18 protein-coding genes are annotated in these 22,708 nt (G+C 69.2%); 6 read left to right on the forward strand and 12 right to left on the reverse strand.

Features of this window, described 5'->3' with window-relative positions:
• Nucleotides 1-84: 84 nt before the first annotated feature.
• Both ACZY0Y_RS11405 and ACZY0Y_RS11410 read left to right on the forward strand, forming a co-directional pair.
• Complete coding sequence (locus tag ACZY0Y_RS11405; RefSeq protein WP_463884424.1) at nt 85-756, forward strand: potassium channel family protein; 672 nt, start codon at nt 85-87, stop codon at nt 754-756.
• The gene (locus ACZY0Y_RS11410; RefSeq protein ID WP_160666375.1) at nt 757-1,482 is read left to right on the forward strand and encodes a potassium channel family protein; all 726 of its coding nucleotides are present in this window, start codon (nt 757-759) and stop codon (nt 1,480-1,482) included. It abuts the gene before it with no gap.
• Nucleotides 1,483-1,500: 18 nt separating this feature from the next.
• On the opposite strand, the gene ACZY0Y_RS11415 is transcribed toward ACZY0Y_RS11410, so the two are convergent.
• From ACZY0Y_RS11415 to dut, 4 genes are all read right to left on the reverse strand, one after another.
• Nucleotides 1,501-2,244, reverse strand: coding sequence for a DUF3159 domain-containing protein (locus tag ACZY0Y_RS11415; RefSeq protein WP_463884422.1), 744 nt, complete (start codon nt 2,242-2,244; stop codon nt 1,501-1,503).
• Complete coding sequence (locus tag ACZY0Y_RS11420; RefSeq protein WP_463884420.1) at nt 2,241-2,660, reverse strand: hypothetical protein; 420 nt, start codon at nt 2,658-2,660, stop codon at nt 2,241-2,243. The genes ACZY0Y_RS11415 and ACZY0Y_RS11420 overlap by 4 nt, the downstream gene beginning before the upstream one ends.
• Complete coding sequence (locus ACZY0Y_RS11425; RefSeq protein ID WP_463958078.1) at nt 2,653-3,375, reverse strand: DUF3710 domain-containing protein; 723 nt, start codon at nt 3,373-3,375, stop codon at nt 2,653-2,655. Before ACZY0Y_RS11425 ends, ACZY0Y_RS11420 begins: the two co-directional genes overlap by 8 nt.
• 177 nt (nt 3,376-3,552) lie before the next feature.
• Entirely contained in the window at nt 3,553-4,092 is a 540-nt protein-coding gene (gene dut, locus ACZY0Y_RS11430) for a dUTP diphosphatase (RefSeq protein WP_463958080.1), read from the reverse strand.
• Nucleotides 4,093-4,212: 120 nt separating this feature from the next.
• Here dut and ACZY0Y_RS11435 point away from each other — a divergent pair, with 120 nt between their 5' ends.
• Complete coding sequence (locus ACZY0Y_RS11435; RefSeq protein ID WP_463958082.1) at nt 4,213-4,698, forward strand: DUF3093 domain-containing protein; 486 nt, start codon at nt 4,213-4,215, stop codon at nt 4,696-4,698.
• Here ACZY0Y_RS11435 and ACZY0Y_RS11440 read toward each other — a convergent pair.
• The gene (locus ACZY0Y_RS11440; protein ID WP_463958084.1) at nt 4,695-4,994 is read right to left on the reverse strand and encodes a DUF4193 domain-containing protein; all 300 of its coding nucleotides are present in this window, start codon (nt 4,992-4,994) and stop codon (nt 4,695-4,697) included. The two genes, ACZY0Y_RS11435 and ACZY0Y_RS11440, sit on opposite strands and share 4 nt — an antisense overlap.
• 357 nt (nt 4,995-5,351) lie before the next feature.
• Between ACZY0Y_RS11440 and sepH the strand changes: the two genes are divergently transcribed.
• Nucleotides 5,352-6,701: a septation protein SepH gene (sepH, locus tag ACZY0Y_RS11445; RefSeq protein ID WP_463958086.1), complete on the forward strand. Its 1,350-nt coding sequence runs from the start codon at nt 5,352-5,354 to the stop codon at nt 6,699-6,701.
• Between the two features lie 52 nt (nt 6,702-6,753).
• Here the strand turns inward: sepH and ACZY0Y_RS11450 are convergent, their stop codons facing one another.
• The 3 genes from ACZY0Y_RS11450 to ACZY0Y_RS11460 form a co-directional block, all read right to left on the reverse strand.
• Nucleotides 6,754-7,980 (reverse strand): alkaline phosphatase family protein, encoded by a 1,227-nt coding sequence (locus ACZY0Y_RS11450; RefSeq protein ID WP_463884464.1) that lies wholly within the window; start codon nt 7,978-7,980, stop codon nt 6,754-6,756.
• Nucleotide 7,981: 1 nt separating this feature from the next.
• A complete protein-coding gene (locus tag ACZY0Y_RS11455) occupies nt 7,982-8,725 on the reverse strand; it encodes a DUF5998 family protein (protein ID WP_463884408.1) in 744 nt (247 codons plus the stop codon).
• 108 nt (nt 8,726-8,833) lie between these two features.
• Nucleotides 8,834-11,524: a bifunctional acetate--CoA ligase family protein/GNAT family N-acetyltransferase gene (locus ACZY0Y_RS11460; protein ID WP_463958088.1), complete on the reverse strand. Its 2,691-nt coding sequence runs from the start codon at nt 11,522-11,524 to the stop codon at nt 8,834-8,836.
• 67 nt (nt 11,525-11,591) lie between these two features.
• Here ACZY0Y_RS11460 and ACZY0Y_RS11465 point away from each other — a divergent pair, with 67 nt between their 5' ends.
• Nucleotides 11,592-14,123, forward strand: coding sequence for a DNA gyrase/topoisomerase IV subunit A (locus ACZY0Y_RS11465; RefSeq protein WP_463884404.1), 2,532 nt, complete (start codon nt 11,592-11,594; stop codon nt 14,121-14,123).
• A 682-nt stretch (nt 14,124-14,805) separates the two neighbouring features.
• A complete protein-coding gene (locus ACZY0Y_RS11470) occupies nt 14,806-15,324 on the forward strand; it encodes a DinB family protein (RefSeq protein WP_463958090.1) in 519 nt (172 codons plus the stop codon).
• A 15-nt stretch (nt 15,325-15,339) separates the two neighbouring features.
• On the opposite strand, the gene ACZY0Y_RS11475 is transcribed toward ACZY0Y_RS11470, so the two are convergent.
• Genes ACZY0Y_RS11475 through ACZY0Y_RS11490 form a run of 4 tightly spaced genes read right to left on the reverse strand, consistent with a single transcriptional unit; the run spans nt 15,340 to nt 22,561 of the window.
• A complete protein-coding gene (locus ACZY0Y_RS11475) occupies nt 15,340-16,332 on the reverse strand; it encodes a GNAT family N-acetyltransferase (protein ID WP_463958092.1) in 993 nt (330 codons plus the stop codon).
• A gap of 21 nt (nt 16,333-16,353) precedes the next feature.
• The gene (gene cydD, locus ACZY0Y_RS11480) at nt 16,354-19,881 is read right to left on the reverse strand and encodes a thiol reductant ABC exporter subunit CydD (protein WP_463958094.1); all 3,528 of its coding nucleotides are present in this window, start codon (nt 19,879-19,881) and stop codon (nt 16,354-16,356) included.
• 6 nt (nt 19,882-19,887) lie between these two features.
• Complete coding sequence (gene cydB, locus ACZY0Y_RS11485) at nt 19,888-20,937, reverse strand: cytochrome d ubiquinol oxidase subunit II (RefSeq protein WP_463884396.1); 1,050 nt, start codon at nt 20,935-20,937, stop codon at nt 19,888-19,890.
• 28 nt (nt 20,938-20,965) lie between these two features.
• Nucleotides 20,966-22,561 carry a cytochrome ubiquinol oxidase subunit I gene (locus ACZY0Y_RS11490; protein ID WP_463884394.1) on the reverse strand — a complete coding sequence of 532 codons (1,596 nt, stop codon included), beginning with the start codon at nt 22,559-22,561 and terminating at the stop codon, nt 20,966-20,968.
• Between the last annotated feature and the right edge of the window lie 147 nt (nt 22,562-22,708).

Consider the following 22,708-nt stretch of genomic DNA (forward strand, 5'->3'; position numbering starts at 1 on the left):
GGACGCGGCGGGGCTGGCTCCGCGCGGCGCCGTGGCCGGTAGAGTTTTACGCAGCAGCAGACACAAGAGTTTGAGGAGGCACGGTTGGCGCACTTCGTGATTATGGGTTGTGGCCGCGTGGGGGCAACCCTGGCGCACACGCTCGAGGATGCGGGCCACTCCGTGGCCATCATCGACCAGGACGACCGCGCCTTCCGGCGGCTCCGCACGGGCTTCACCGGCCGCAAGGTCACCGGCGTCGGCTTTGACCGCGAGACCCTCAAGCAGGCCGGCGTCGCGGAGGCCTATGCCTTTGCGGCCGTCTCCAGCGGCGACAACTCCAACATCCTGGCCACCCGCGTGGCCCGTGAGACGTTCCATGTCCCCCACGTTGTCGCCAGGATCTACGACCCGGGCCGCGCGGAGATCTACCAGCGCCTTGGCATCCCCACTGTCGCCGCCGTGCGCTGGAGCGCGGACCAGGTGCTTCGGAGGATCCTGCCCGAACAGCACCTGGCGGGCGACTTCCGGGACCCCTCGGGCCGCCTCGTGCTGGCCGAGGTGGACCTGAGTACGGAGTGGATCGGCCACCCGGTCACCTCGATCGAGAAGGCCGCCGGGATCCGCGTCGCCTACCTGACACGGTTCGGCGAGGGCATGCTGCCGGTCGCCGGCACGCTGTACCAGGACGGCGACACCGTGCACGCCATGCTCGGTGTGGACCGCAGCAGCGAAGTCGCCCATATTCTTGCCAAGTCCCCCGCCAAGGAGTCCTAAGTGAAAGTCGTTATTGTCGGGGCGGGAAGCGTGGGTTCCTCGATCGCGCGCGAACTGCTGGCCCACAAACACGAGATCCTGCTGATCGACCTCAAGCCTGAGGTGATCGGGCGCAGCGGCCTGCGCGGCGCGCACTGGCTGGTGGGCGATGCCTGCGAGCTGAGCACCCTCCAGGACGCGAAACTCGAGGACGCCGACGTCGTGGTTTCCGCTACGGGTGATGACAAGGTCAACCTGGTGGTCTCGCTGCTGGCGAAGACCGAATTCGGCGTCGGACGCACGGTGGGCCGGGTCAACAACCCCAAGAACGACTGGATGTTCGACGACTCCTGGGGCGTCGACGTCGCGGTTAACACCCCGCAGCTTATGACCGCCCTGGTCGAGGAGGCGGTGGAGATCGGCGACCTCGTCCGCCTGCTGACGCTGCAGACCGGCGTGTCATCGCTGGTCGAGTTTACGGTCCCGCACGATTCGCACGTGGTGGGCCTGACCGTAGGCGACATTGAGTGGCCCGAGGATTCGACCCTCGTGGCGATCCTGCGGGACCAGGCGCCGATCACGCCGAGCCGTGATGACGTCATCGACGGCGGGGACGAGCTGTTCTTCGTGACCACGATCGCGGCTGAGGACGAGCTGCGCGCCCTGCTCTCGCCGGAGTCGCAGGGCGAGGACGAGCACGCCGACGGGCAGCAGCCCGTCACCTCGGACGACGGTTTCGACGGCTAGCCAGGTTGAGCCGGCAGCTCAGGCGGGCGTTTCGTCCGTTTCGGCGGGAGCTGGCCGGGTCAGCAGCCACGCGACCCAGATGCCCAGGATGTACAGCGGAGCACCCATCAGCAGCCGGGTCGTGGCGAGGGCAGCGAAGCCGGGCTCGCCCATGAAGTACAGCGGAACCTGGACCAGAAGCCGCAGCGCCAGCACTCCGATGATCACCCAGGTGCCGATCTGGTAGGCCTTCACCCGGGCCGGTTTCTTCCGCCAGTCCAGGCCTTCGTTCCGGATGAAGCCGAAGATCAGGCCGGCAAAGGGCCAGCGGACGGCAATCGAGACCGCCATCGCCACGATGTAGGCGGCGTTGGTGAAGAACCCCGGGACGTAGAAGTCCTCAGCTTTGCCTGTGCTGTTGGCAAGCCAGGCGGAGACCCCGACGCCGGCAATCCCCGCGAGTGCCTGGGTCAGCGGTTTGCGCTGGACCAGCCGGGCGACGGTGAACGCCGCGGCCACGGCCAGTGACGAGACCAGGGCCAGGGGCAGTTCGCGGGTGATCGTAAAAGCGACCAGGAAGACCAGGCCGGGGAGGATGCTCTCGGCAATGCCCTGGATCCCGCCGGCGCTCTTGAGCACGTCGATGTTGCCGTTGCCGGAACGGTGCAGTCCGGCCTTGGCCGCATAGCCTTCCGCAAGCTGCGCCACTGTTGGCTGGTCAGCTGCCGGCTGCACTGCCGTCGGATGGACTGCGGCGGGCTCGGGCTTCTCGGGCACGGTCATTGCTCCTCCTGGCGGGAGAGTATTTCGTAGCGGGGATTGAACATGGTGGGCAGGCCGTCGCGCACGGTGACCATGCCCTGCAGGCGGAGTTCCGTGCCGGCGTCGACCCCGGGAATGCGGCGGCGTCCGAGCCACACCACCCGGAGCCGGTCCTTCGGAACGGAGGGCCGCTGGCGCCGCGGGCCTGCCTCGGGCTTGGCGGCAGGCGTGTCGGATCCGGCTGGACGTGCCGCAGCCACGCTCTTCCCGGCCGGCGGCGCATTATGGTCGACAACAATCGCGGTGAAGGCCGCGACGTGGCTTGCCGGAGCGTAGGTGACCGACTCGATGTAGCCGTGGCACAACACGCGGCCACGGTCCGGCAACCCCCTCACGGAGACGGAGGAGGCCGGTTCCTGGCGGGGGGCATCAGCCAATCTGGGTAATCTCCGGTCCACGTTCCGGCTGCTCCAGGTCCGGGGCGGACTGCGGTGCGGGCACGGCGTTGTCCTTGGGCAGGCGGAGCTGCAGCAGGTCGCGGGGCGGCATGGGGCTTTCGCCGCGCACCACCACGAGTTGGCGGAACAGCCCCTCAAGCCCGGCGGCCGCGTCGCGGTCAACAGCGGCCTCGCCGCCGAACACGCCGCGGAGGAACCAGCGCGGACCGTCGACGCCGATGAACCGGGCGACCCGGTAGCCGTGGCTTCCGCCGGCGCCGCTGGCCGGGAGCTTGGCGAGCAGTTCGGTGCCGAAACCGCCCTGGACCTCCTCGACCTGGCCGCCCTGGCTGCCAACGGACTGGCCGATCTGCTCACGGATTTCGTCCCACAGGCCTTCGGAGCGGGGCGCAGCGAAAGCCTGGAGCTGGAGGCTCGAGCCGTTCAGGTCCATGGTGACGGCGACGACGCGCTGGGTGGCTTCCTCGACCTCGAGCCGGAGCTGCAGGCCTTCGGCGGGAGCGATCAGGAGCGCGCCCAGGTCAACGTAGCCGTCCTGGTCCTCGATTTCCGAGACGTCGAAGGGACCCGTAGCACCGCGAACGGGGGCAGCCCCGGCCGAGTCCTCGGCGGACGCGTCAGCAACTGCCTCCTGGGTTTCCCCGGCGTCTGTCAGCTGGTCCTGCTTGGCTTTCCTGCCACGCCCAAAAACCATGGGGTCGTCTCCTTAGTTGTGATCCTGTGCCGCAGTTGTGATCCTGTGCCGCCTGTCGTCCCGCGTCCGCGGGGCGCCTGCTGTCTCATGCTGCTTCCTGCAGCCGGCTGATCCGTCCTGCAAACGGGTCCTGTTCATAAGTCCCTGGTAAATACTGCGGGTCCCGCAGGTTTCCGGTCAGACCGGCACGCCGAAACCGCCAGTGGATCCGAAGCCTCCGCCGCCGCGAACGGAACCGCCGAGTTCCCGGACCGGCAGGAACCGGGCGTACTCCACGCGCTGAATAACCATTTGTGCAATTCTATCGCCGCGTTTGAGTTCAATCGCCTGGTGGCGATCTGTATTCAACAGTGTCACCGCAATTTCTCCGCGGTAGCCGGCGTCGACGGTCCCGGGGGCATTCACGACGGTGAGTCCGTGCTTGGTCGCGAGCCCGGACCGCGGGTGGATCAGGGCCACAAAGCCGCCGGGGAGGGCAATGGAAACGCCAGTGGGGACCAGCCTGCGCTCCCCCGGTTCCAGCACAACATCCTCGCGGGCGCGCAGGTCCGCTCCGGCGTCGCCGGGGTGCGCATACGACGGCGGTTCCAGGCCGTCGTCGAGCATCTTCAGCTCAACCGTGAGGGTGGGGGTTCCGTACTCTGCCGCTGGCGGGGCTTCCGGCATGCCTTCCGGCGTTGCTTCGGCGGCGTCCACTGCAGTCGTTTCTTCAGTCACAGTCCCTCACTCTAACGCCAGCGGGGAAGATCGGCCTAGCCGCGGCCGTCGGGCGGGGAAGCCCGCACCCGCTGCGGCCGCCAAGGTGAAATAGCCCGGGAAAAGTGGAAAGCTGGGCTTATGCCCGAATCCAGTGCAGCCGTGCCTGCCCCCCACAGCACCCCCAGCGACGCCACCGCTGTGTACAACGAGAAGCTCTGGCCGAACTTCTGGATCTGGCTGGTGTCGGCGGGTCTGTCGGGCGCCGGGATCCTCGTGTTCGCCCCCATCAGCATCACGGCCGGGCTCACCGCGGCCGTGGTCCTGTTTGCGATCATCACTGTGCTGCTGGTCCTCTCGACCCCCGCCATCACGGTCACCGGCTCCACCTTGCGCGTCGGCCGGGCCACCATCGAACGCCGCTTTGTGGGCGCCGTATCCGGGTTCCGCGGCAAGGAGGCAACGGCCGAACGCGGCACCCGCCTCAACGGCCTGGCCTTCCTGTGCATCCGCGGATGGATCGACCCCGTGGTCCGCGTCGAGATCACCGATCCCTCCGACCGCACTCCGTACTGGCTCACCTCCACCCGCCACCCGGACGAGTTGCTGGCCGCCCTGAATTCCTAGCCCGCGCAGTCCTTGCAGTACTTGCGGCCATCCTTTTCGCGCGCAATCTGCGACCGGTGGCGGACCAGGAAACAGGAGGCACAGGTGAATTCGTCGGCCTGGGCCGGCAGGACCCTGACCAGCAGTTCCTCCCCGGACAAGTCCGCGCCGGGGAGTTCGTAGCCTTCCGCGAGGTCCGTTTCGTCTTCGTCGACCACCGCGGAAGGCTTCTCCGTACGCCGCGCCTTCAGCGCCTCAAGGGAGTCCTCACTGAGGTCCTCCTCGGTCTTGCGCGGCGCATCGTAGTCTGTCGCCATTGTTTCTTGCTCACACTCCGCAGTTGTTCGGTGGGATTGCCCGGCCCGGGTAAACCCCAGCGGCGGTAGCCCTGGGACCCCGGGAGCGGTTCTCCGGTGTCAACGCCGGCCACGCGGTTTTTGTGCCCGATGTCGGGTCATTTTTGCTTAAGCCTCCGGTGAAAACCAGAGGCCTCTGGTCCGCAGCGCCGGGCTCCGGCCGCGGCATCCCGGACCGGGCCGGCACCAATCCCTGAGACGGCCCGAAAAGTCGCGTAAATTCGCGGAAAGTGACGGCGCGCCCTCCGTCCTCACCCGATTTGGCCCGCATCGGTGGCAGAGTTTCGATTGATAGTAATGCCAGGGTGGAGGATTTGTATGCAGGATCTACGGCTTGTAGGCGTCCACGACGACGGGGAGCATCTCCTGTTGAGCGGCACCGGCGGCGAGATGTTCCAGCTGCCAATCGATGAAGCACTTCGGGTGGCAGCCAGGACGTCGGCCAAGGCCGGCGCGGTCGCCGCGCCCATTGCCATGTCGCCGCGCGATATCCAGGCGCGGATCCGCAGCGGCTCGACGGCGGAAGAGGTGGCGGAGCTCTCCGGAATTCCGCTCGCGAAAGTCCAGCGCTACGAGGGTCCGGTGCTCGCCGAGCGCGAGCACGTCGCCCAGCAGGCCCGCAAGGTGGAGGTCGCCGCGCCCGCCCCCGGCCACGACGTTTACCGTTCCGTGTTCGGTGACCACCCGGCGTCACTCGCCGACATGGTGGCCCACCGGCTCAGCGCCCATGGCATTGAAGCCTCCACCGTGGAATGGGACTCGTGGCGGCGCCCCGACGGCAGCTGGAACGTGGTGGCGCGCTTCGAGGCGAAGCCCGGCGGCACGGTGGGCATCGGCGAGGAACCACCGGCCATGTGGACGTTCAGCCCGGCCCGGAAATCCCTGCAGAATGCCAACCGCTGGGCGCAGCAGCTCAGCGAACTCGAGCCCCTCGACGGTCCCGTCCCGGCCCGCCGGCTCACCGCTGTCTCCGACCGGCCCTTTGATTTCGAAACCGACGCCGACGCAGCCGCGCGGACCGCAACCGCCCAGCTCCAGGTCGTCCAGCAGCTGAAGCTGCAGCAGGAACAGGAAGCCGACGGGTTGCTGGACATGCTGCGCTCCCGGCGCGGGCAGCGCCTCGGCGTGGACGAAGACGCCGACGACGCCCTCGCCCAGCTCCTGACCAACGGCGTCCCCGCGGCCCACCCGCGGCCCTCGGAAGTCCTTGCGGAGGTACCGGCCGAGCCGGAACCCGCCGATTCCGGAGCCGGAACCCCGGAGCCTGAGGCAACCGAGGCAGCGGAGCCCGAACCCCGTCCTGCCGCCGATCCCTGGGAACGCCGCCGCGACGGCCGGCCCTCGATCATGTCCAGGCTCACCCTGGCTCCCCATCATCAGGAGGAACCGGACGACGCCCTGAAACTGCATGACGGCGTCAGTACCGAAACCCGGGAAATCACCATCGTCGCGTCGCAGTTGCGGCCCGTCGCCAAGCCGGGACCGACGTCCAGCCCGGGCCTCGAGGAGCTCCTCGGCGGCGGAACGTCACGGCGCCAGCACCGTGAACCACCTGCGGCGGCCCGGGATGACCGCGATGCGGAGCAGCCGGAGCGCCAGCCCGCGAAGCCGAAGCGCTCCAGCATTCCGAGCTGGGACGAAATCGTCTTCGGAGCCCGCGGGGACTAGCTGACGTCCGGGAGGCCAGGTTCTCCCGCGTTTCAGGGCCCTTCGCGCGCAGTCAGGCGCGGGGGGCCCTTTTTCCGTCGGCCTGGAAACACAGCAGCGGGACTTCGCGTTCGGCTTTTGTCAGCGAGCCGTGCTGGCCCACCACGTCAAGGGCCGTCGGCCGGACCCGCCTCGTGTCATAGAAGGCCAGGGCATCCCTGGCCGCGATCATCACGTCACCGATCCGCGGAGCGACCTCGGCCCGGACCTCGCCGAAGAGCCCCGCCGCGATGGCTTCCTCCCGGGTGAAGGCCCAAATCCGGTCGCCGAAGCGGGCCCGCCAGGCCTCCAGCAGCCGTACCCGCCCGGCGTCGCCTTCCGTCTCCTCCAGGTACAGGTGGAGCATTCGCGGCTCACCCGCGGTGTGACGGACCCCGGCCACGAGGGCCGGGTCCGCTGAATAGTCAATCCGCTGGGATTGCGGCACGTCCAGCATGCCGTGGTCCGCCGTGAGCAGGATGGTGGTGCCTGCCGGCAGGGTGGCGCTGAGCCGTTTGACGGTGGCGTCGAGTTCCTCGAGCTGGTGCTCCCACTGCGGTGACTGGCAGCCGTGGCGGTGCCCCGCCTTGTCCAGTTCGTTGACGTAGAAGTACATGAGCGACCGCCCGGCACCGGCCATCGCCTCCGCGGCGGCCGCGGTCCTGGCGTGCGAGGTGGTGGCCGTGACGTAGTGGCCGCCCCTGAGCGCGGCCCGGGTCATGGCGGAGTCGCTGAACTGAGGAAGACTGACGGTAGTGACCTGAACATGCTCCGCGGCCCGCTGGAAGACGGTCGGGAAGGGCTGCCACCGTTCCGGATCGACGCCCGCGTCCCAGCCGCCCAGCATATTGACCACCCGGTCCTGGTCCGGGTCCAGCACGTCGTAGCCGACCATGCCGTGCTGCCCGGCCCCGAGGCCGGTGCCGAAGCTGGCCAGGGACGCTGCAGTGGTGGACGGGAATGCCGAGTCCAGGGAGACGGGCACCTGGCCCTGGCCGGACTGCATCATAGCGCGCAGGAACGGCGTGTGCGCCGACTTCTGTTTCAGGAGGTTGCGGCCCAGCCCGTCGGCGAGGACGACGCAAATGCGCTTGGCCGCGGGGAGCTTGAGGCGGTTCTCGAAGCCCGGCACCCCCACGCTGGCAGCAGCGCTCGTGAGCACCTCGGCGATGGAGCGGTCACCGAAGGCCGGTGCTGCCGGCAGGTTCTGGGGAAGGGTCTGGGGGGAGGACAGGGGCTGGGGCACGCGGACCGGCGCCATCTCAGCGCTGGTGGCCGCGGCTGACGCGGCTTCCGAAGACACCCATCCGCGGGCGCGGCGGAAGTCCCGGGCCGGTGTGCGGCGCCGGGGCGGAGGAACCGGTGTTCACCGCGCGGAGGGCACGGGCGAACAGCTTGGCGTCCTGGACGGCCTGCAGGCCGTCGGCCTCGGCGCTGATCCGGAGCACAATGTCCTCCTGGGCGATGGTGCCGCTGTAGCCGTGGTCGGCCTCGCACTGCGGGTCGCCGCAGCTCGCCGGGCCCATGTCGAGGCGCTGGCCGCCGGACCAGGCGATGGACAGGGTCAGTTCGCGGACCGGATCCGACGGTTTGTAGTCCTGGGGCTGGGCGTACACGTAGCTGAGCACCACGGAGCGGATCTGCGTCACAGGCACGGATTCCGTGGAGACCTGCGCGACGATCTGCTCGCCTGCGTCGTCGAGCTGCTGGTCGTCCACGTGGGTGATGACCAGCATGTCCTCGGTCAGGACCAGCACGGTGATGTGGCGGCGGACCTCGGCGCGGTCGAAGTGCGTCTCAAGGTGCACCAGGTGGGCCACGCAGTCGCGCCCGTCGAGCGCGTCGGCGACGACGTCGGCCACTAGCGGTGGATAGAAACCGGCCTGTTGGAGGGCCCCTTCCAGGCTTTGACCCTGCGCGCTGTGGTCATGCAGGCCTTGGTGGTGCGCGCCCGGGCGCCCGGAGACGGCCGCCTGGTGCTTGGGTGTCGGAGACTGAAAGCTCATGGTCTCCATTTTCACAGATCGGCTGGGGACATGCTAACCGTTGCTGCCTGCGGGGTGCCCCCTCCGCTCCCCCGGTCCCTGCCGCTGTTCCGCCGCTGTCCCGCAGAGTCAGCTGCGCATGGCGCGGCGGGCGCTGTCGGTGCGCTGCGCGGCGTTGGCGATCCGGACGTCGGCCGCGAGGATGGCGGCCCCCTCCGGCCCGGCGAGCACGGGGTTGAAGTCGACGAGGGCGATTTCCGGGTGGTTGTCCTTGAGCCGGGTCAGCCGGGCAGCAAGGTCCTCGAGGGCTCGGGCGTCCACGGCCGGGAGCCCCTGGTAGCCGAAGAGCTTCCGTGAGGCCCGGGGGGCCCGGATGAAGTCATGCAGGTCCGAGCCGGAGAGCGGCGGCACCCGGTGGGCCCAGTCGTCCAGCAGGTTCACGGCGTCGCCGGCCAGACCGAAGGAGACTACGGGGCCCAGCAGCGGATCCTCGATGGCGCGGAACGTGCAGGCCTGCCCCACCGGGGCCATGGTCTGCACCTCGAGGGACGGCGAGCCGTAGCGCTCCAGCGACTTGCGCATTTCCAGGACGTTGCGGCGCAGCGAGTCCGCGTCCTGGATGTCCAGGCGCACCCCGCCGAGGTCCAGGCGATGCCGCAGCGCGGGGTCGGTGGTCTTCAAGGCCACCGGCCAGCCGAGCCTGTCCGCGGCCGCGACGGCCTGGTCGGCCGTTTCGAAGCCGACGGACGGGACCACCCGGATGCCGTAACGGGCCAGCAGGCTCGCGGCCGTGTCCGGGTCCAGCCGGACCAGGTGCTCGCCGCCGACCTTGTCCAGCAGGCGTTCCAGCTCGTCGTGGGTGCCGTCGGGGTCGCAGCCCTCGGGTTCCACGAAGAGTCCCTGGTCCCGGTCCAGCCACTGGGCGTAGCGGACCACGGCAGCCAACGCCGCGACTGCGGCGCCGGGGTTGGAGTAGCAGGGAACCACAGTGGCCCCCGCTTCGTCACCGACCATCCCCTCCACGTAGATGGACGGGTCCAGGAGCCCGCTGAATGCCGCGACCACGGGCTTGCCCGCCGCCACCGAACATTCGGCCAGCACCCCGGCGATCTTCTCCACGGTGAGGCCGTGGGCCGGCAGCAGCGCGACCACCACGGCATGGACGGTGTCCGCCGTGAGGACTTCCTGCAGGCTGTGCCGCAGCGCGGGAAGTGCAACCGACATTCCGGTGTCGAGGTCGACGTCGGTAACGATGCGATCCACACCCAGTCCCTGCGCCGCCGCGCTGTCCGCGACGACCTTCCCGAGCGCCCGGGAGTTGCTGAAGACGGCGATTCCCGGCCCCTTCGGCAGGGGCTGGCTTGAGACGATCTGGGCGACGTCCATAAGCTGTTCGATGGTTTCGACCCGGATCACGCCGGCCTGGCGCATCATCGCGTCGACGGCCTCCGGCGGGGCCTGGGTGGTGCGGACGGCGTGGCCGGGAGGCAGCCCCAGGCCCATCGCGTCGGACTTCGCCACGATGACGGGTTTGGTCCGGGCCAGTCGCCGGGCCAGCCGGGAAAACTTGCGCGGGTTGCCGATCGATTCAAGATAGAGCCCGACGGCGGTCGTGTCGGCGTCGTCCTCCCAGAACTGCATCATGTCGTTGCCGGAGACGTCGGCGCGGTTGCCGGCCGAGAGGAACGTGGAGATCCCGACGCGGCGCCGGCTGGAGGCGGCGTAGAGGGAGACACCGATCGCTGCCGACTGGCTGAACAGGCCCAGGCCGCCGCGGCGGGCCAGCGCGGGCGCCATCGAGGCGTTCAGCGACACGGCAGGGTTGGTGTTCATGATGCCCAGCGAGGCGGGGCCGATCACGCGCATGCCGTTGGCGCGGGCCTGCCGGACGAGTTCGCGCTGCCGGGCGAGGCCGCGTTCGCCGTCGTCCGCGTACCCGGCCGTGGCCACCACGATCCCCTTGACCCCGGCGGCGCCGCATTCCTGAACGACCTTGGGAACCTCGGCGTACGGGACGGCGATGATGGCGAGCTTGACGGGGCCGGGTACCTCGGAGAGCCGGGCGAAGGAGAGCATGCCGGCGAGCTCGAAGGCTTCGGGGTTGATCGCGTAGACCGGGCCGGTGAAGCCGCCTTCGATGATGTGCTCCAGCAGCTGGTAGCCCACGGTGCCCCATTTGCGGCTGGCGCCGATCACCGCGACGGAGGACGGGGCGAGGAGTTCCTGGATGCTGCGGGCCTCGGCCCGGTGTTCGCGGGATTCCATCACGGCGCGTGACTTGTCCGTGGGGTCGATATTGAATTCAAGGCTGACCACACCGTCGTCGAAGTGGCGTTTGACGTCGTAGCCGGCGTCGGAGAAGACCATAAGCATCTTGCGGTTTTCCGGGAGCACCTCCGCGCTGAATTTCCGGATCCCGTTCTCCCGGGCGGCGGCGGCGAGGTGTTCGAGCAGGATGGACCCGATCCCGCGGCCCTGGTGCGCGTCGGAGATGTTGAACGCGACTTCCGCTTCCCCGGGATCATCGAGCCGGTCGTAGCGGCCGATGCCCATGATCTCCCCGCCGATGGTGATCACGAGGGCCACCCGGTCCTTGTAGTCCACCTCGGTGAACCGTTTGAGTTCCTTGGCGGAGAGTTTGGACTTGAACGCGAAGAAGCGCATGTAGATGGACTTCTGCGACTGTCCCACGTGGAAAGCCTGGACGGCGTCCGCGTCGGAGGGGTGGATCGGGCGCAGATGGGCCGTCCCGCCGTCGCGCAGGACAACATCAGCTTCCCAATATTCCGGATATACGCCGTCCGCGGGCTGATCCACCATAGGCTTAGCCTAGTCATAAACTTACGCAGCTTTCGTTCTGCACCGCTCAGAAGGACCCACCAGCCTCATGGCACGCCGCCAAAGCCCGCCCCCGGCAGGGGAAGCAAGCCCGGATTTCGTAGAGAACTTCGTAGAAAATATCGTCGACATCGACGTCACGAAGGAGATGGAAGGATCGTTCCTCGAGTACGCCTATTCGGTGATCTACTCGCGGGCCCTTCCGGACGCCCGCGACGGCCTCAAACCTGTGCAGCGGCGCATCCTGTACATGATGAGCGAGATGGGCCTCCGGCCGGACCGCGGCCACGTCAAGAGCGCCCGCGTGGTGGGCGAGGTAATGGGCAAGCTGCACCCGCACGGCGACACCGCGATCTACGACGCGATGGTGCGGATGGCGCAGGACTTCTCGCTGCGGCTGCCCCTGATCGACGGCCACGGCAACTTCGGTTCGCTTGACGACGGCCCGGCGGCTCCCCGGTACACCGAGGCCCGCCTGGCAGCGGCGGCCCTGACGCTGACGGACCACCTCGATGAGGACGTCGTCGACTTCGTCCCCAACTATGACAACCAACTGACCCAGCCGGATGTGCTGCCTGCAGCGTTCCCGAACCTGCTGGTCAACGGCGCCACCGGCATCGCCGTCGGCATGGCCACGAACATGGCCCCCCACAACCTGGTGGAAGTGATCGCCGCTGCCCGGCACCTGATCGAGCACCCGGACGCCACGCTCGAGGACATCATGAAGTTCGTCCCCGGCCCGGACCTGCCCACCGGCGGCCGGATCGTGGGCCTGGACGGCATCCGCGACGCGTATGCGACCGGCCGCGGCTCGTTCAAGACCCGCGCCAAGGTGGAGATCGAGCAGCTCTCGGCCCGCCGCACCGGGCTGGTGGTCACGGAACTGCCGTACATGGTGGGGCCGGAAAAGGTGATCGAGAAGATCAAGGACGCCGTCAACGGCAAGAAGCTCACCGGCATCAGCGACATCGTGGACCTCACGGACCGCAAACACGGCCTGCGCCTCGTGATCGAGCTGAAGAACGGCTTCAACCCGAACGCCGTGCTCCAGCAGCTGTACCGCTACTCGCCGATGGAGGATTCCTTCGGCATCAACAACGTCACGCTCGTGGACGGCCAGCCGCAGACCCTCGGGCTGCTGCAGCTGCTCTCCGTGTACGTGGAGCACCGCATCAACGTAGTGCGCCGCCGCACCGCCTTCCGCCTCGGCAAGAAGAAGGACCGCCTGCACCTGGTCGAGGGGCTCCTGGTCGCGATCGTGGACATCGACGAGGTCATCCAGATCATCCGCTCCTCGGATGAGGCGGCCGCGGCCAGGACCCGGCTGATGTCCATCTACGACCTCTCGGAGATCCAGGCCAACTACATCCTGGAGCTCCGGCTCCGGCAGCTGACCAAGTACTCGCGGATCGAGCTCGAGAAGGAGCAGGAGGAGCTGCGCCGCGAGATTGCCGAGCTCGAAGCCATCCTCGGCTCGAGCGAACGGCTCCGCGCCCTCGTGTCCTCCGAACTGGCCGAAATCGCCGAGAAATACGGCACGCCGCGCCGGACCGTGCTGCTCGAATCCGAGGCCGTCTCCCCCACCGTCGCCGCCCTGGCCGCCGCGCCGGGCGCCAAAGGCAAGGCCGCGCCCCTGGCCCTCGAAATCGCAGACGATCCCTGCTGGGCGATCCTGACCGCTTCGGGCCAGATCGCGCGCACCGCCAACCAGGACAGCCTCGCCGAGTCAGGCCCGCGGACGCGGCACGATGTGTTCACCTCGGTGCTGAAGTCGTCTGCGCGCGGAGAGATTGCCGCCGTCACATCGCAGGGCCGCATGCTCCGGCTCCAGGTGATGGACATGCCCGTGCTGCCGCCGACCTCGGGAACCCCGAACATGGCAGGCGGAGTCCCGGCCAAGGACTTTATTACGCTGCTCAAGGGCGAATCCCTCGTGGCGTTCGCGCCGCTGGATGAGGTGCTGGCGATCGGCACGGCCCAGGGCGTGGTCAAGCGCGTCCAGCCCGATTATCCGCTGAACCGCGAGGACTGGGAGGTCATCGCGCTCAAGGACAAGGACACCGTGGTGGGTGTGGCCCCCGCCGGCTCCGACGACGTCGACCTCGTCTTTGTGACCCGGCAGTCCCAGCTGCTGCGCTTTGCCGCCTCCGCCGTCCGTCCGCAGGGCCGGACCGCCGGCGGCATGGCCGGAATCAAGCTGGCCGCCGGGGACCGGGTCATGTTCTTCGGCGCCGCGAGCCCGGACGACACCGCCGCCGTCGTCGTGACCATCGCGGGCACGGAGGGGGCGCTCCCGGGCACCGCTCCGGGGGCCGCCAAAGTCACCGCCCTCTCCGAATACCCCGCCAAGGGCCGCGCCACCGCCGGGGTCCGGGCGCACCGTTTCCTCAAGGGTGAAGACACCCTGCTGCTCGCATGGGCAGGCCACGGCCCGGCAAAGGCTTCCTCGCTGGCCGGGGTGGCCCGTTCCCTTCCCGGGGAACACGGCCGCCGCGACGGCTCCGGCATTCCGCTCTCCCAGGCCATCGACGCGATTGGTCCGAGCATGTCCTGGGAGCCGGCACCCGGGGCCGAAGCGTAGGTTAGCTGGGGCCTGGGGCCGGGGGTGGGGCCCGGGGGTGGGTCATTTGGCAACGCCCAGGACACTCGTCACGCCCGCGGCTCGCCCATTCACCACGAATGGCCGCCATAAGGCTCGTCATTGCGGCCATTCGTGGTGAACAGCCGCGGTGGACCCACCTTCGGGCTCGGGATTATGCGAAACAACGGTGTCGAGCCCACTGAGGAATCTGCGACTTCGACTTCGAGGTGAGGTGCCACCGGCGGCATGGGCTGCAGAAATAGACCCCCGTGGGCGGCTTACGTCCCCGCGCCCATGACTTTCTTTGTACCGCCGAAAAGGCGAGCTCTGCAGACCAGAGTGTTTGATAAGGGATTTTCGGGCAAACGGACATAGGTTTAGGTCCTGAATTGCGGCGAACTCGGCACGCTCTAGGTCGTGCCCCGCTCGAGGGTGCACACCCTTATGGATGCTAGGCCCACGGCTGGAACCGAAGGCTCATATCCTTCAGGTTCCACTTGCGGGAAGCATAGTCTCCGCTTGGATTGAACCGCAAGGCGACAGGCCCGAGCAGGCAACGGGACGTTGCTGTGTCCCCAGCGGTTTAGCTGTGCGGAAGGCAATGGCCCTTGTCCGACGGCGTAGTCTCCCGTCGATCCTCCTCCCCCGCCCGACTCCGCCGGAATACCCTTAGACTGCTCGCATGCCTATCATCCCGGATATCAAGGACTGGACCTGGGTCCTGCAGCGGCCCTGCCCCGAGTGCGGGTTCGATGCGTCGGCCGCGACGCCCGCCACGGCGCCGGGGATCGTGGAAAGCATGCTCCCCCGCTGGCGTGCGGCGCTGCGGCGTCCGGACGTGGCGGAACGCCCTGACGAAAACACGTGGTCGGTGCTGGAGTACGCCTGCCATGTCCGGGACGTCTTCAGCCTCTTTGACTACCGGCTGGACCTCATGCTGCGCGAGGAGGACGCCCGGTTCCCGGACTGGGACCAGGACCTCACCGCGGTCGAGAAGGACTATGCCAACGCGGACCCGGCCAAGGTCAGCGCGGAGCTCACCACGGAGGGTGAGCAGATCGCGGCTTCCTTTGGCCGGGTCCCGGAGGACCAGTGGGGCCGCAAGGGAACCCGCAGCAACGGCTCGGAGTTCACCGTCCTGACGTTCTCGCAGTACTTCCTGCACGACGTCGTCCATCACCTCCACGATGTGGACGGCTAGCGCGTGGACGGCTAGCTACAGATCCTTGTCCCAGGCCATGCTGCTGTTGACGGTGACGTAGCCCATCTTGGCGTAGAGGGCCAGGGCGCCGGTGGGGTTCTCCGAGTCGACGTCGAGGGATGCCGTGTCCATCCCGGCCGCGGCGAATCGGCGCATCGCGTCCGCCAGGAGGGCCTGTGCCACTCCGCGGCCGCGGAACTCCCGCCGCACGCCCAGCAGGTCCGTGTAGCCCTCTTTGTAGCCCCGCACCTCCGCGCTGACCGTGTCATGGCTGGCAAGCTGGTATCCGGCAACCCTGCCGGTGGACTGTTCGACAACCACGGCGCTCAGGTCAGGCCGGGCCAACGGATCGCTGACGACCAAGCCCCAGGCTTCCTCGTCGCGGGGCTCGCTGCCCCAGTGGTCCCGGAAGGCGTCGTTGTGGGCCAGCCGCACGGGCTCGTGCAACCCGGGACCGAATCCCACGAGGTCCAAGCCGCCGTCCAGCACCACTGCGGGGAGGCCGTCCTGGAGCGGCCGGTGCATCTCGTTGTAGTAGCGGACTGTCCGGTAGCCGGCGTCCGCGAACAGCGCCGCCTGGTGCGTATGCTGCTGTTCCATATGGAGCCGCAGCCTGGGGGTGGCGTCCGGCACGGCGTCCTCGGCAAAGCGCTGCCGGGTCCTCGCCTCCATCCAGCCCAGCAACCCGGTGCCGATCCCGTTCCCCTGCCATCCGGGATCGACGCCGCCGTACCCGATCGCCTTCTCCCCCTCCGGGTTCTTGGTGATGCGGCCATAAGCCCTGGCCACGCCCTGCGCGTCGAAGCCGAGGATGGTGTCCGCGGCGGCCGGGTTCTTCTTCGATTCGAGGACCTGTTCCAGGTCGGCGCGGCGCTCGTACCAGACTGGCCGTTCGACGGCGGCCGTCCGGGCGATCAGCGCCGCCCAGCCGTCCAGGTCCGCGGTCCCGGCGGCCCGCCACTGCAGGCGGGGGTCCAGGCTGGCGTGGGGCCCGGCGCGTCCGTTCATGGCAACAGGCTAACGTCCGGCCTACCCCCGCGCCAGCAACGGCGTTGACTCCCGGGAATGCGCTGTGTGGCGGGCCGCCGCGCGGTCCAGGTCCAGGCGGATGTCGTCCGCGGCGATGTCCTCCGGATTGTGCGTCACGAGGACCACCGTGCGCTCACGCAGGCCAAGCCGGAGCTCGGCCAGCATCGCCAGGCCGGACTCAGCATCCAGGTGCGCGGTGGGTTCGTCCAGCAGGATCACGTCGGCTCCGGTCAGGAGGGTGCGGGCCACGGCGAGGCGCTGCCGTTCGCCTCCGCTGAGGAAGGCCCCGCCGGGTCCGATCCGGGTATCCAGGCCGTGTTCCAGCCGCCTGATCAGCGGCCCGAGGCCCACGGCGGCCAGGGCGTCCTGCAGCCGCGGCTCCGGCGCATCCCCGCGCTGGCCCTCCGGAAGCCCCAGCAGCAGGTTGCCGCGGATCGTCGAGTCGAAGAGGTGCGCCTCCTGCGGGCACCAGGCCGCCCGCCCGCCCAGCAGGATGTGCCCCCCTGCGGCCGGGAGGAAGCCGAGGACGACGGCGAGCAGGGTGGACTTCCCGGAGCCTGAGGCCCCGGTGACGGCGAGCCAGCGCCCGGGTTCGGCGGTGGCGGTAAGCCCGGTGAAGACCGGGGGCCCGCCGGGCCAGGCAGCGGCGAGGTTCCGCAGTTCGAGCCCGGGCTTGCCTCCGGTCCTGCCGGCCACGGGGACAAGCCCGGCGGAAGCCTCGGCGGTGTCGTCGTCCAGAACACCCGCTTCGCCGATGCGCTCAAGGACGGCCCGCAGCGCAGGGTACTGGCGGACCGCCGTCGTGATGGCCGCGTAGGGCTCCACAAGCGCGAGCTGGAGCAGCACGACGACGGCGACCGTCGAGGCGTCGACCGCTCCGCTGAGGGCCAGTGGAGCGGCCAGCACGGCACTGGCGAGGGCGGCGGTCCCGCAGGCCAGCACCGTCAGCCCCTGGCCGAGTCCTTCGGCCCAGGCCGAGCGCTGTGAGGCGGCCGTGGCGGAGCGGTCGGCGCTGGTGATGGCGGCGAGCACCGGCGCGGAGACGCTGTTGGCGTGGAGTTCGGCGCGGGCATCGAGGGCTGCCGCCACCAGGCGGAGGACGCCGGAGCGCAGCCGTTGCTCGGTGCCGGCGGACATCCGGTCGGCTGCGAGGGCCAGGGCGGGGGCGGCCACGAGGCTCAGCAGGGCGGCGGCAATCACGGCAGGGAGCGCCGCCGGCAGGAGCAGTGCGATGCCGGTGACGGCAGCGGCCGCAACGGCCACGGCGGTCAGCGGTGGCAGGACCACCCGGGGCAGCAGCTCCCGGACCGTGTCGACGTCGTCCACCACGGTGCCCAGGACGTTGCCGCCCTGCAGCAGCCGGCGCAGCGAGAGGGCCCGCCGGCTCAGCGACTCCCAGAGCTGGCCGCGGAGCCGGGTCAGGGCGGCAAAGACGGCGTCGTGCAGCAGGAGGCGTTCAAGGTAGCGCAACGCGGCCCGGCCGATGCCGAAGAAGCGCACTCCCACGATCGCGGTGAGCAGGTAGAGAATGGGCGGCTGCTCGCTGGCGCGGATGATCAGCCAGCCCGACAGTCCCGAGAGGGCGACGGCGAACAGGGCCGCCAGCGTACCGACGGCGCCCGCTGCGGCGAACTTGACCCGGACCGGTGCGAGCAGCCGGCGGAGCCGGGCTGCCGTCGCACCGCGGGCGGCAGGTGCGGCGGCACCGGCCTGCGGCGTACGGGGTTCACTGTCATCGACCAGCGGGCGTTCAGCAGGCAGTCGCCCGGCTGCCTGGAATTCAGCAGGGTGGAATTCAGGGTGGGACCCGTCAGGCCGGCCCTCCGTCTGCGGGTGGACACCCGGCGCCTCGGCGGCGGACGGTTCGACACCCGACGCCGTCGCTGCGCCGGGAGCCACGGCCACCAGCTCATCGGCAAGTTCCCGGGTCTGCCGGTCATGGGCCACCAGCAGGACGGTGACCCTTCCACGCAGCCCGGCGATGGCGCCGCTGACGGCGGTGGCGGATTCCCGGTCCAGGTGGGCGGTGGGTTCATCGAGGAGCAGCACCGTGGCGCCTGCCTCGATCCGGGCCAGGCCGCGGGCCAGTGCGACACGGCGCAGCTCCCCCGGGCTGAGTTCGGCGGGGTGCTTCGGGGCGAGGTGCTCCGCGGCGCAGGCGGCCAGGCAGCGCAGGGCCGCGGCCCCGCCAGCGTCGGACCCAGCGCCGACCGAGTCACCGCCCGCTGCGGCTCCCAGATAGAGCAGGACTTCCTCCAGCACGGTCGGGGCGACCATCACGGGATGCTGCGGCACCCAGGCGAGGTCCGCCGTCGTGAACCCTTTGAGCCGGCCGGTGACTGTGGTGTGGCGGCCCGGACCGCCGCCGGTCCCGATGGTGCCGGCCAGCACCCCGAGGACCGTGCTCTTGCCGGCGCCGCTGGGGCCGTCGAGGGCTGTGATCCGGCCCGGGGCGGCGGTGAAACTGAGCGGCCCGACGGCGGCGTCCGTCCGGCCGCCGTAGCGGACAGTCAGCCCGGCCACGTGCAGCGCGGGCGGATGCGCGGCTCCTCCCGCCCCGGCAGCGGCCAGGGCATCGGGCCGCAGCGGCGTGGCCTCGGGGGCCCCGAGGACGGCGGTGGTTTCGGCAAGAGCGGCGCGGCCGTCGTCGCTGGCGTGGTGGGCGGTGCCGAGTTCCCGGAGCGGGAGGTAGCAGTCGGGGGCGAGGATCAGGGCCAGCAGACCCGCTTCCAGTGCCATGTCGCCGTGGACCAGGCGGACGCCGATGAAGACTGCGACGACGGCCACGGAGATGGTGGCGATGAGTTCCAGCGCGAGGGCGGAGAGGAAGGCGGTCCGCAGGGTCCCCATGGTCCGGTGGCGGTACTCCTCGGAGAGGTCCTCGAGGGCCTTGCGCTGTGCGGTGGCACGGCCCAGCCCCACAAGGACGGGCAGGCCCTTGGCGAGCTCCAGCATGTGTCCGGACAGCTTGGACAGGGTCGACTGGGCTTGCCGGACGCGGTCATCGGTGTAGCGTCCGATCAGGATCATAAAGAGCGGCACCAGCGGAACGGTCAGCACAATAACGACGGCGCTGATCCAGTCGGCGTAGAGGATGCGCGCGCCCAGCAGCAGCGGAATCGCCGCGCAGTTCACCAGGGCCGGCAGGAACTGCGTGTAGTAGTTGTCCAGGGCGTCCAGTCCCCGGGTCGCGAGAATGGCGAGGCCGCCGTCGGAGGGCCCGGCGGACCGGGTGCCGTTGCGCAGCGCGCGCTCGAGCAGCTGCGAGCGCAGTTCTTCCTTCACGCCCAGCGCCGCCCGGCGCGAGGCGACAGCCTGTGCCCAGACGGTCAGGGACCGCAGCACGACGCCGGCAACTCCCCAGTACAGCTGCCCGCCCCAGGCTGGATCGCCGGCCATCAGGCCCGCCAGCATGGACGCGACCGCCTGCCCCATCAGCACGAGGGACAGCGCCTTCAGGGCCGCGAGCAGGCCCAGCAGGTAGAGGGCGGCGCGGTTGGCGGGGCCTGTGGGGAACTGCGGTCTCATCAGGTGCTAGTCCTTGGGTGCCAGGGCTTTGGCGGCGATGGCCGGGAGGAAGCTGTGGGCTTCCGGGATGTGCGCGTCGCTGACCCGGCGCCGGAACACCCAGTACGTCCATGCCTGGTAGACGAGGACCAGCGGCAGCCCGATGCAGGCGACGATCGTCATCAGCCCGAGGGTGTAGTCCGAGGAGGAGGCGTTGGAGATGGTCAGGTTGAAGTCCGGGTTCAGCGTGGACGGCAGTACCACGGGGAAGGCTGCGCCGAAGATCGAAGCGCTGCCAAGCAGCAGGAACGCGCCCAGGGACAGGAACGCGCGGCCCTCGGCGCCCCTGCGGGCGAAGTTCCAGGCCAGGGCGGCGGCCACGACGGCGGCGACAACGGCCAGCACGGTCCAGATCTCGCCGCTGAGCAGCTGCAGGCTCACCGCCCAGCCCGCGATCGGCAGCAGGAGCACGGGCAGGAGGCGGACGAACCACTGGCGTGCGCGGTGCCGGACGTCGCCGTCGGTCTTCAGGGCCAGGAAGGCGAGGCCGTGCAGCAGCGAGAACCCGACGACGGCGAGGCCGCCCAGCACGGCATAGGCGCTGAACCACGCGAACGGGCCGCCTTCACGGTCGCCGTTGGCGTTCAGTGGCAGCCCGGTGGTGGTCAGTGCCAGGGCGGCTCCGACGCCGAAGGCGGCCACGAGGGATCCGAGCGAGATGGCCCAGTCCCAGCGGGCGCGCCACCGGGGGTTGTCGACTTTGCCGCGGTATTCGAAGGCCACGGCGCGGAAGATGAGGGCCACGAGCACCAGGAGCAGCGGCAGGTAGAGCGCGGAGAACAGGGAGGCGTACCAGAGCGGGAAGGCCGCGAAGGTGGCACCGCCGGCCGTCAGGAGCCAGACCTCGTTGCCGTCCCAGACCGGGCCGACGGTATTGAGCAGCACGCGGCGTTCGGTGTCGTTCCGGGCAAAGCCCTTGAACAGCATCCCGACGCCGAGGTCGAAGCCCTCGAGAAAGAGATAGCCCGTCCACAGCACCGCGATGGCGATGAACCAGATGGTGGGAAGCAGTTCCATGCTGAGTATCCTCTGCGTTTCGTGGGGCTTAGTAGGCGAAGGCCAGGACGTCGTCGGCATCCCCGGGCTTGCCGGGACCGCCTCCCTTGGGGGTGGCGTCCTCGTCGGCTGGGACGTGGGCGAGTTCCGGCATGGCTGCGACCACCCCGCCGCGGATGTACTTGACTAACAGCTTGACCTCGACCACCAGCAGCACCGCGTACACGCTGGTCAGCACGATGAGGGAGGTCAGGAGCTCGCCGGCCGAAACTCCGGGTGAGACGGCTGCGGCGGTGAACATAAAGACCTGGTCGATCCCGCTGGGATCCGGGTTGGGGGCGACGACGAACGGCTGCCGGCCCATCTCGGTGAAGATCCAGCCGGCGGCGTTGGCTCCGAAGGGTGCCAGGATCCCGAACACGGCCAGCCGCATGAGGCCTCGGGAGGCGGGAACGGTCCCCTTGCGGGTAACCCACAGGGCTGCCAGCGCGGCCATGGCCGCCACTGCGCCAAAGCCGATCATCATCCGGAAGCCCCAGTAGGTGACTTCCATGACCGGAACGTACTGGATCTCCTGCCCGGCCCGTTCCCCGTAGATGGGGTTGTCGGGCAGGTTGGTGCCGTAGTCGGCCTTGTACTGGTCCAGCAGGCTGTTGACGCCCTTGACCTCGGTGGTGAAGTCACCCTTGGCGAGGAAGGACAGGATCCCGGGGACCTCGATGACGGCGACGACGTCATCGCAGTTCTTCGAGCCGACGTTGCCGATGCTCAGGATGGAGAAGCCGGTGCCGTCGTGGCAGGCCGCTTCGGCGGCCGCCATCTTCATGGGCTGCTGTTCGAACATGAGCTTGCCCTGCAGGTCGCCGGTGATGGCCGTGCCGGCGAAGGAAATCATGGCGACGACGGCGCCGATCCGGAGGGAGCGGATCCAGACGGCGTGGTCGGTGCGGTCGCGGCCGGGGATGGCGGCCTCGCCGGGAATGACCCTGCCGTCCGCGCCGATGGTGTCGATTCCATCGTGGCGGCGGCGCCACAGGTGGTACCAGGCAATGCCCAGCAGGAAGGCGCCGGCGACGGCGAGGGCGCCGAAGAGGGTGTGCGGGACGGCCACCAGGGCCGTGTTGTTGGTGAAGACCGCCCAGGCATCGGTCATCACCGGACGGCCGTTGATCATCTCGACACCAACCGGATGCTGCATCCAGCTGTTCGCCACGATGATGAAGTAGGCGGAGAAGACCGAGCCGATCACGGCGATCCAGAGGCAGGCGAGGTGGACGGCGGGCTTGAGCTGCTTCCAGCCGAAGATCCACAGACCCAGGAAGGTCGACTCTACGAAGAACGCCAGGAGGGCTTCCATGGCCAGGGGCGCGCCGAACACGTCGCCGACGAAGCGGCTGTACTCGCTCCACGCCATGCCGAACTGGAACTCCTGCACAATGCCGGTGGCGACACCCATGATGAAGTTGATCAGGAAGAGCTTGCCCCAGAACTTGGTCATCCGGAGGTACTCGGGTTTGCCGGTCCGGTGCCACATCGTCTGGATCACGGCCACGACGAGGCCCAGCCCGATCGTGAGCGGCACCATCATGAAGTGGTAGACGGTGGTGATTCCGAATTGCCACCGTGCGATTTCCAAGGCGTCCAAGGCAGTCCCTAACTTTGCTGGGCGAGCAACTTCTACATCACGTAGAAAGCTTCTTCTACAGAGTGTAGAACATTGTGGAGGTTCCCTGCACCCGGAGTCCCACGGCTCCCAACGGCCCGCAGTGGATCGGCCGGGGCCCGAAGAGCG

It is taken from the genome of Pseudarthrobacter kochi, from assembly GCF_055412805.1.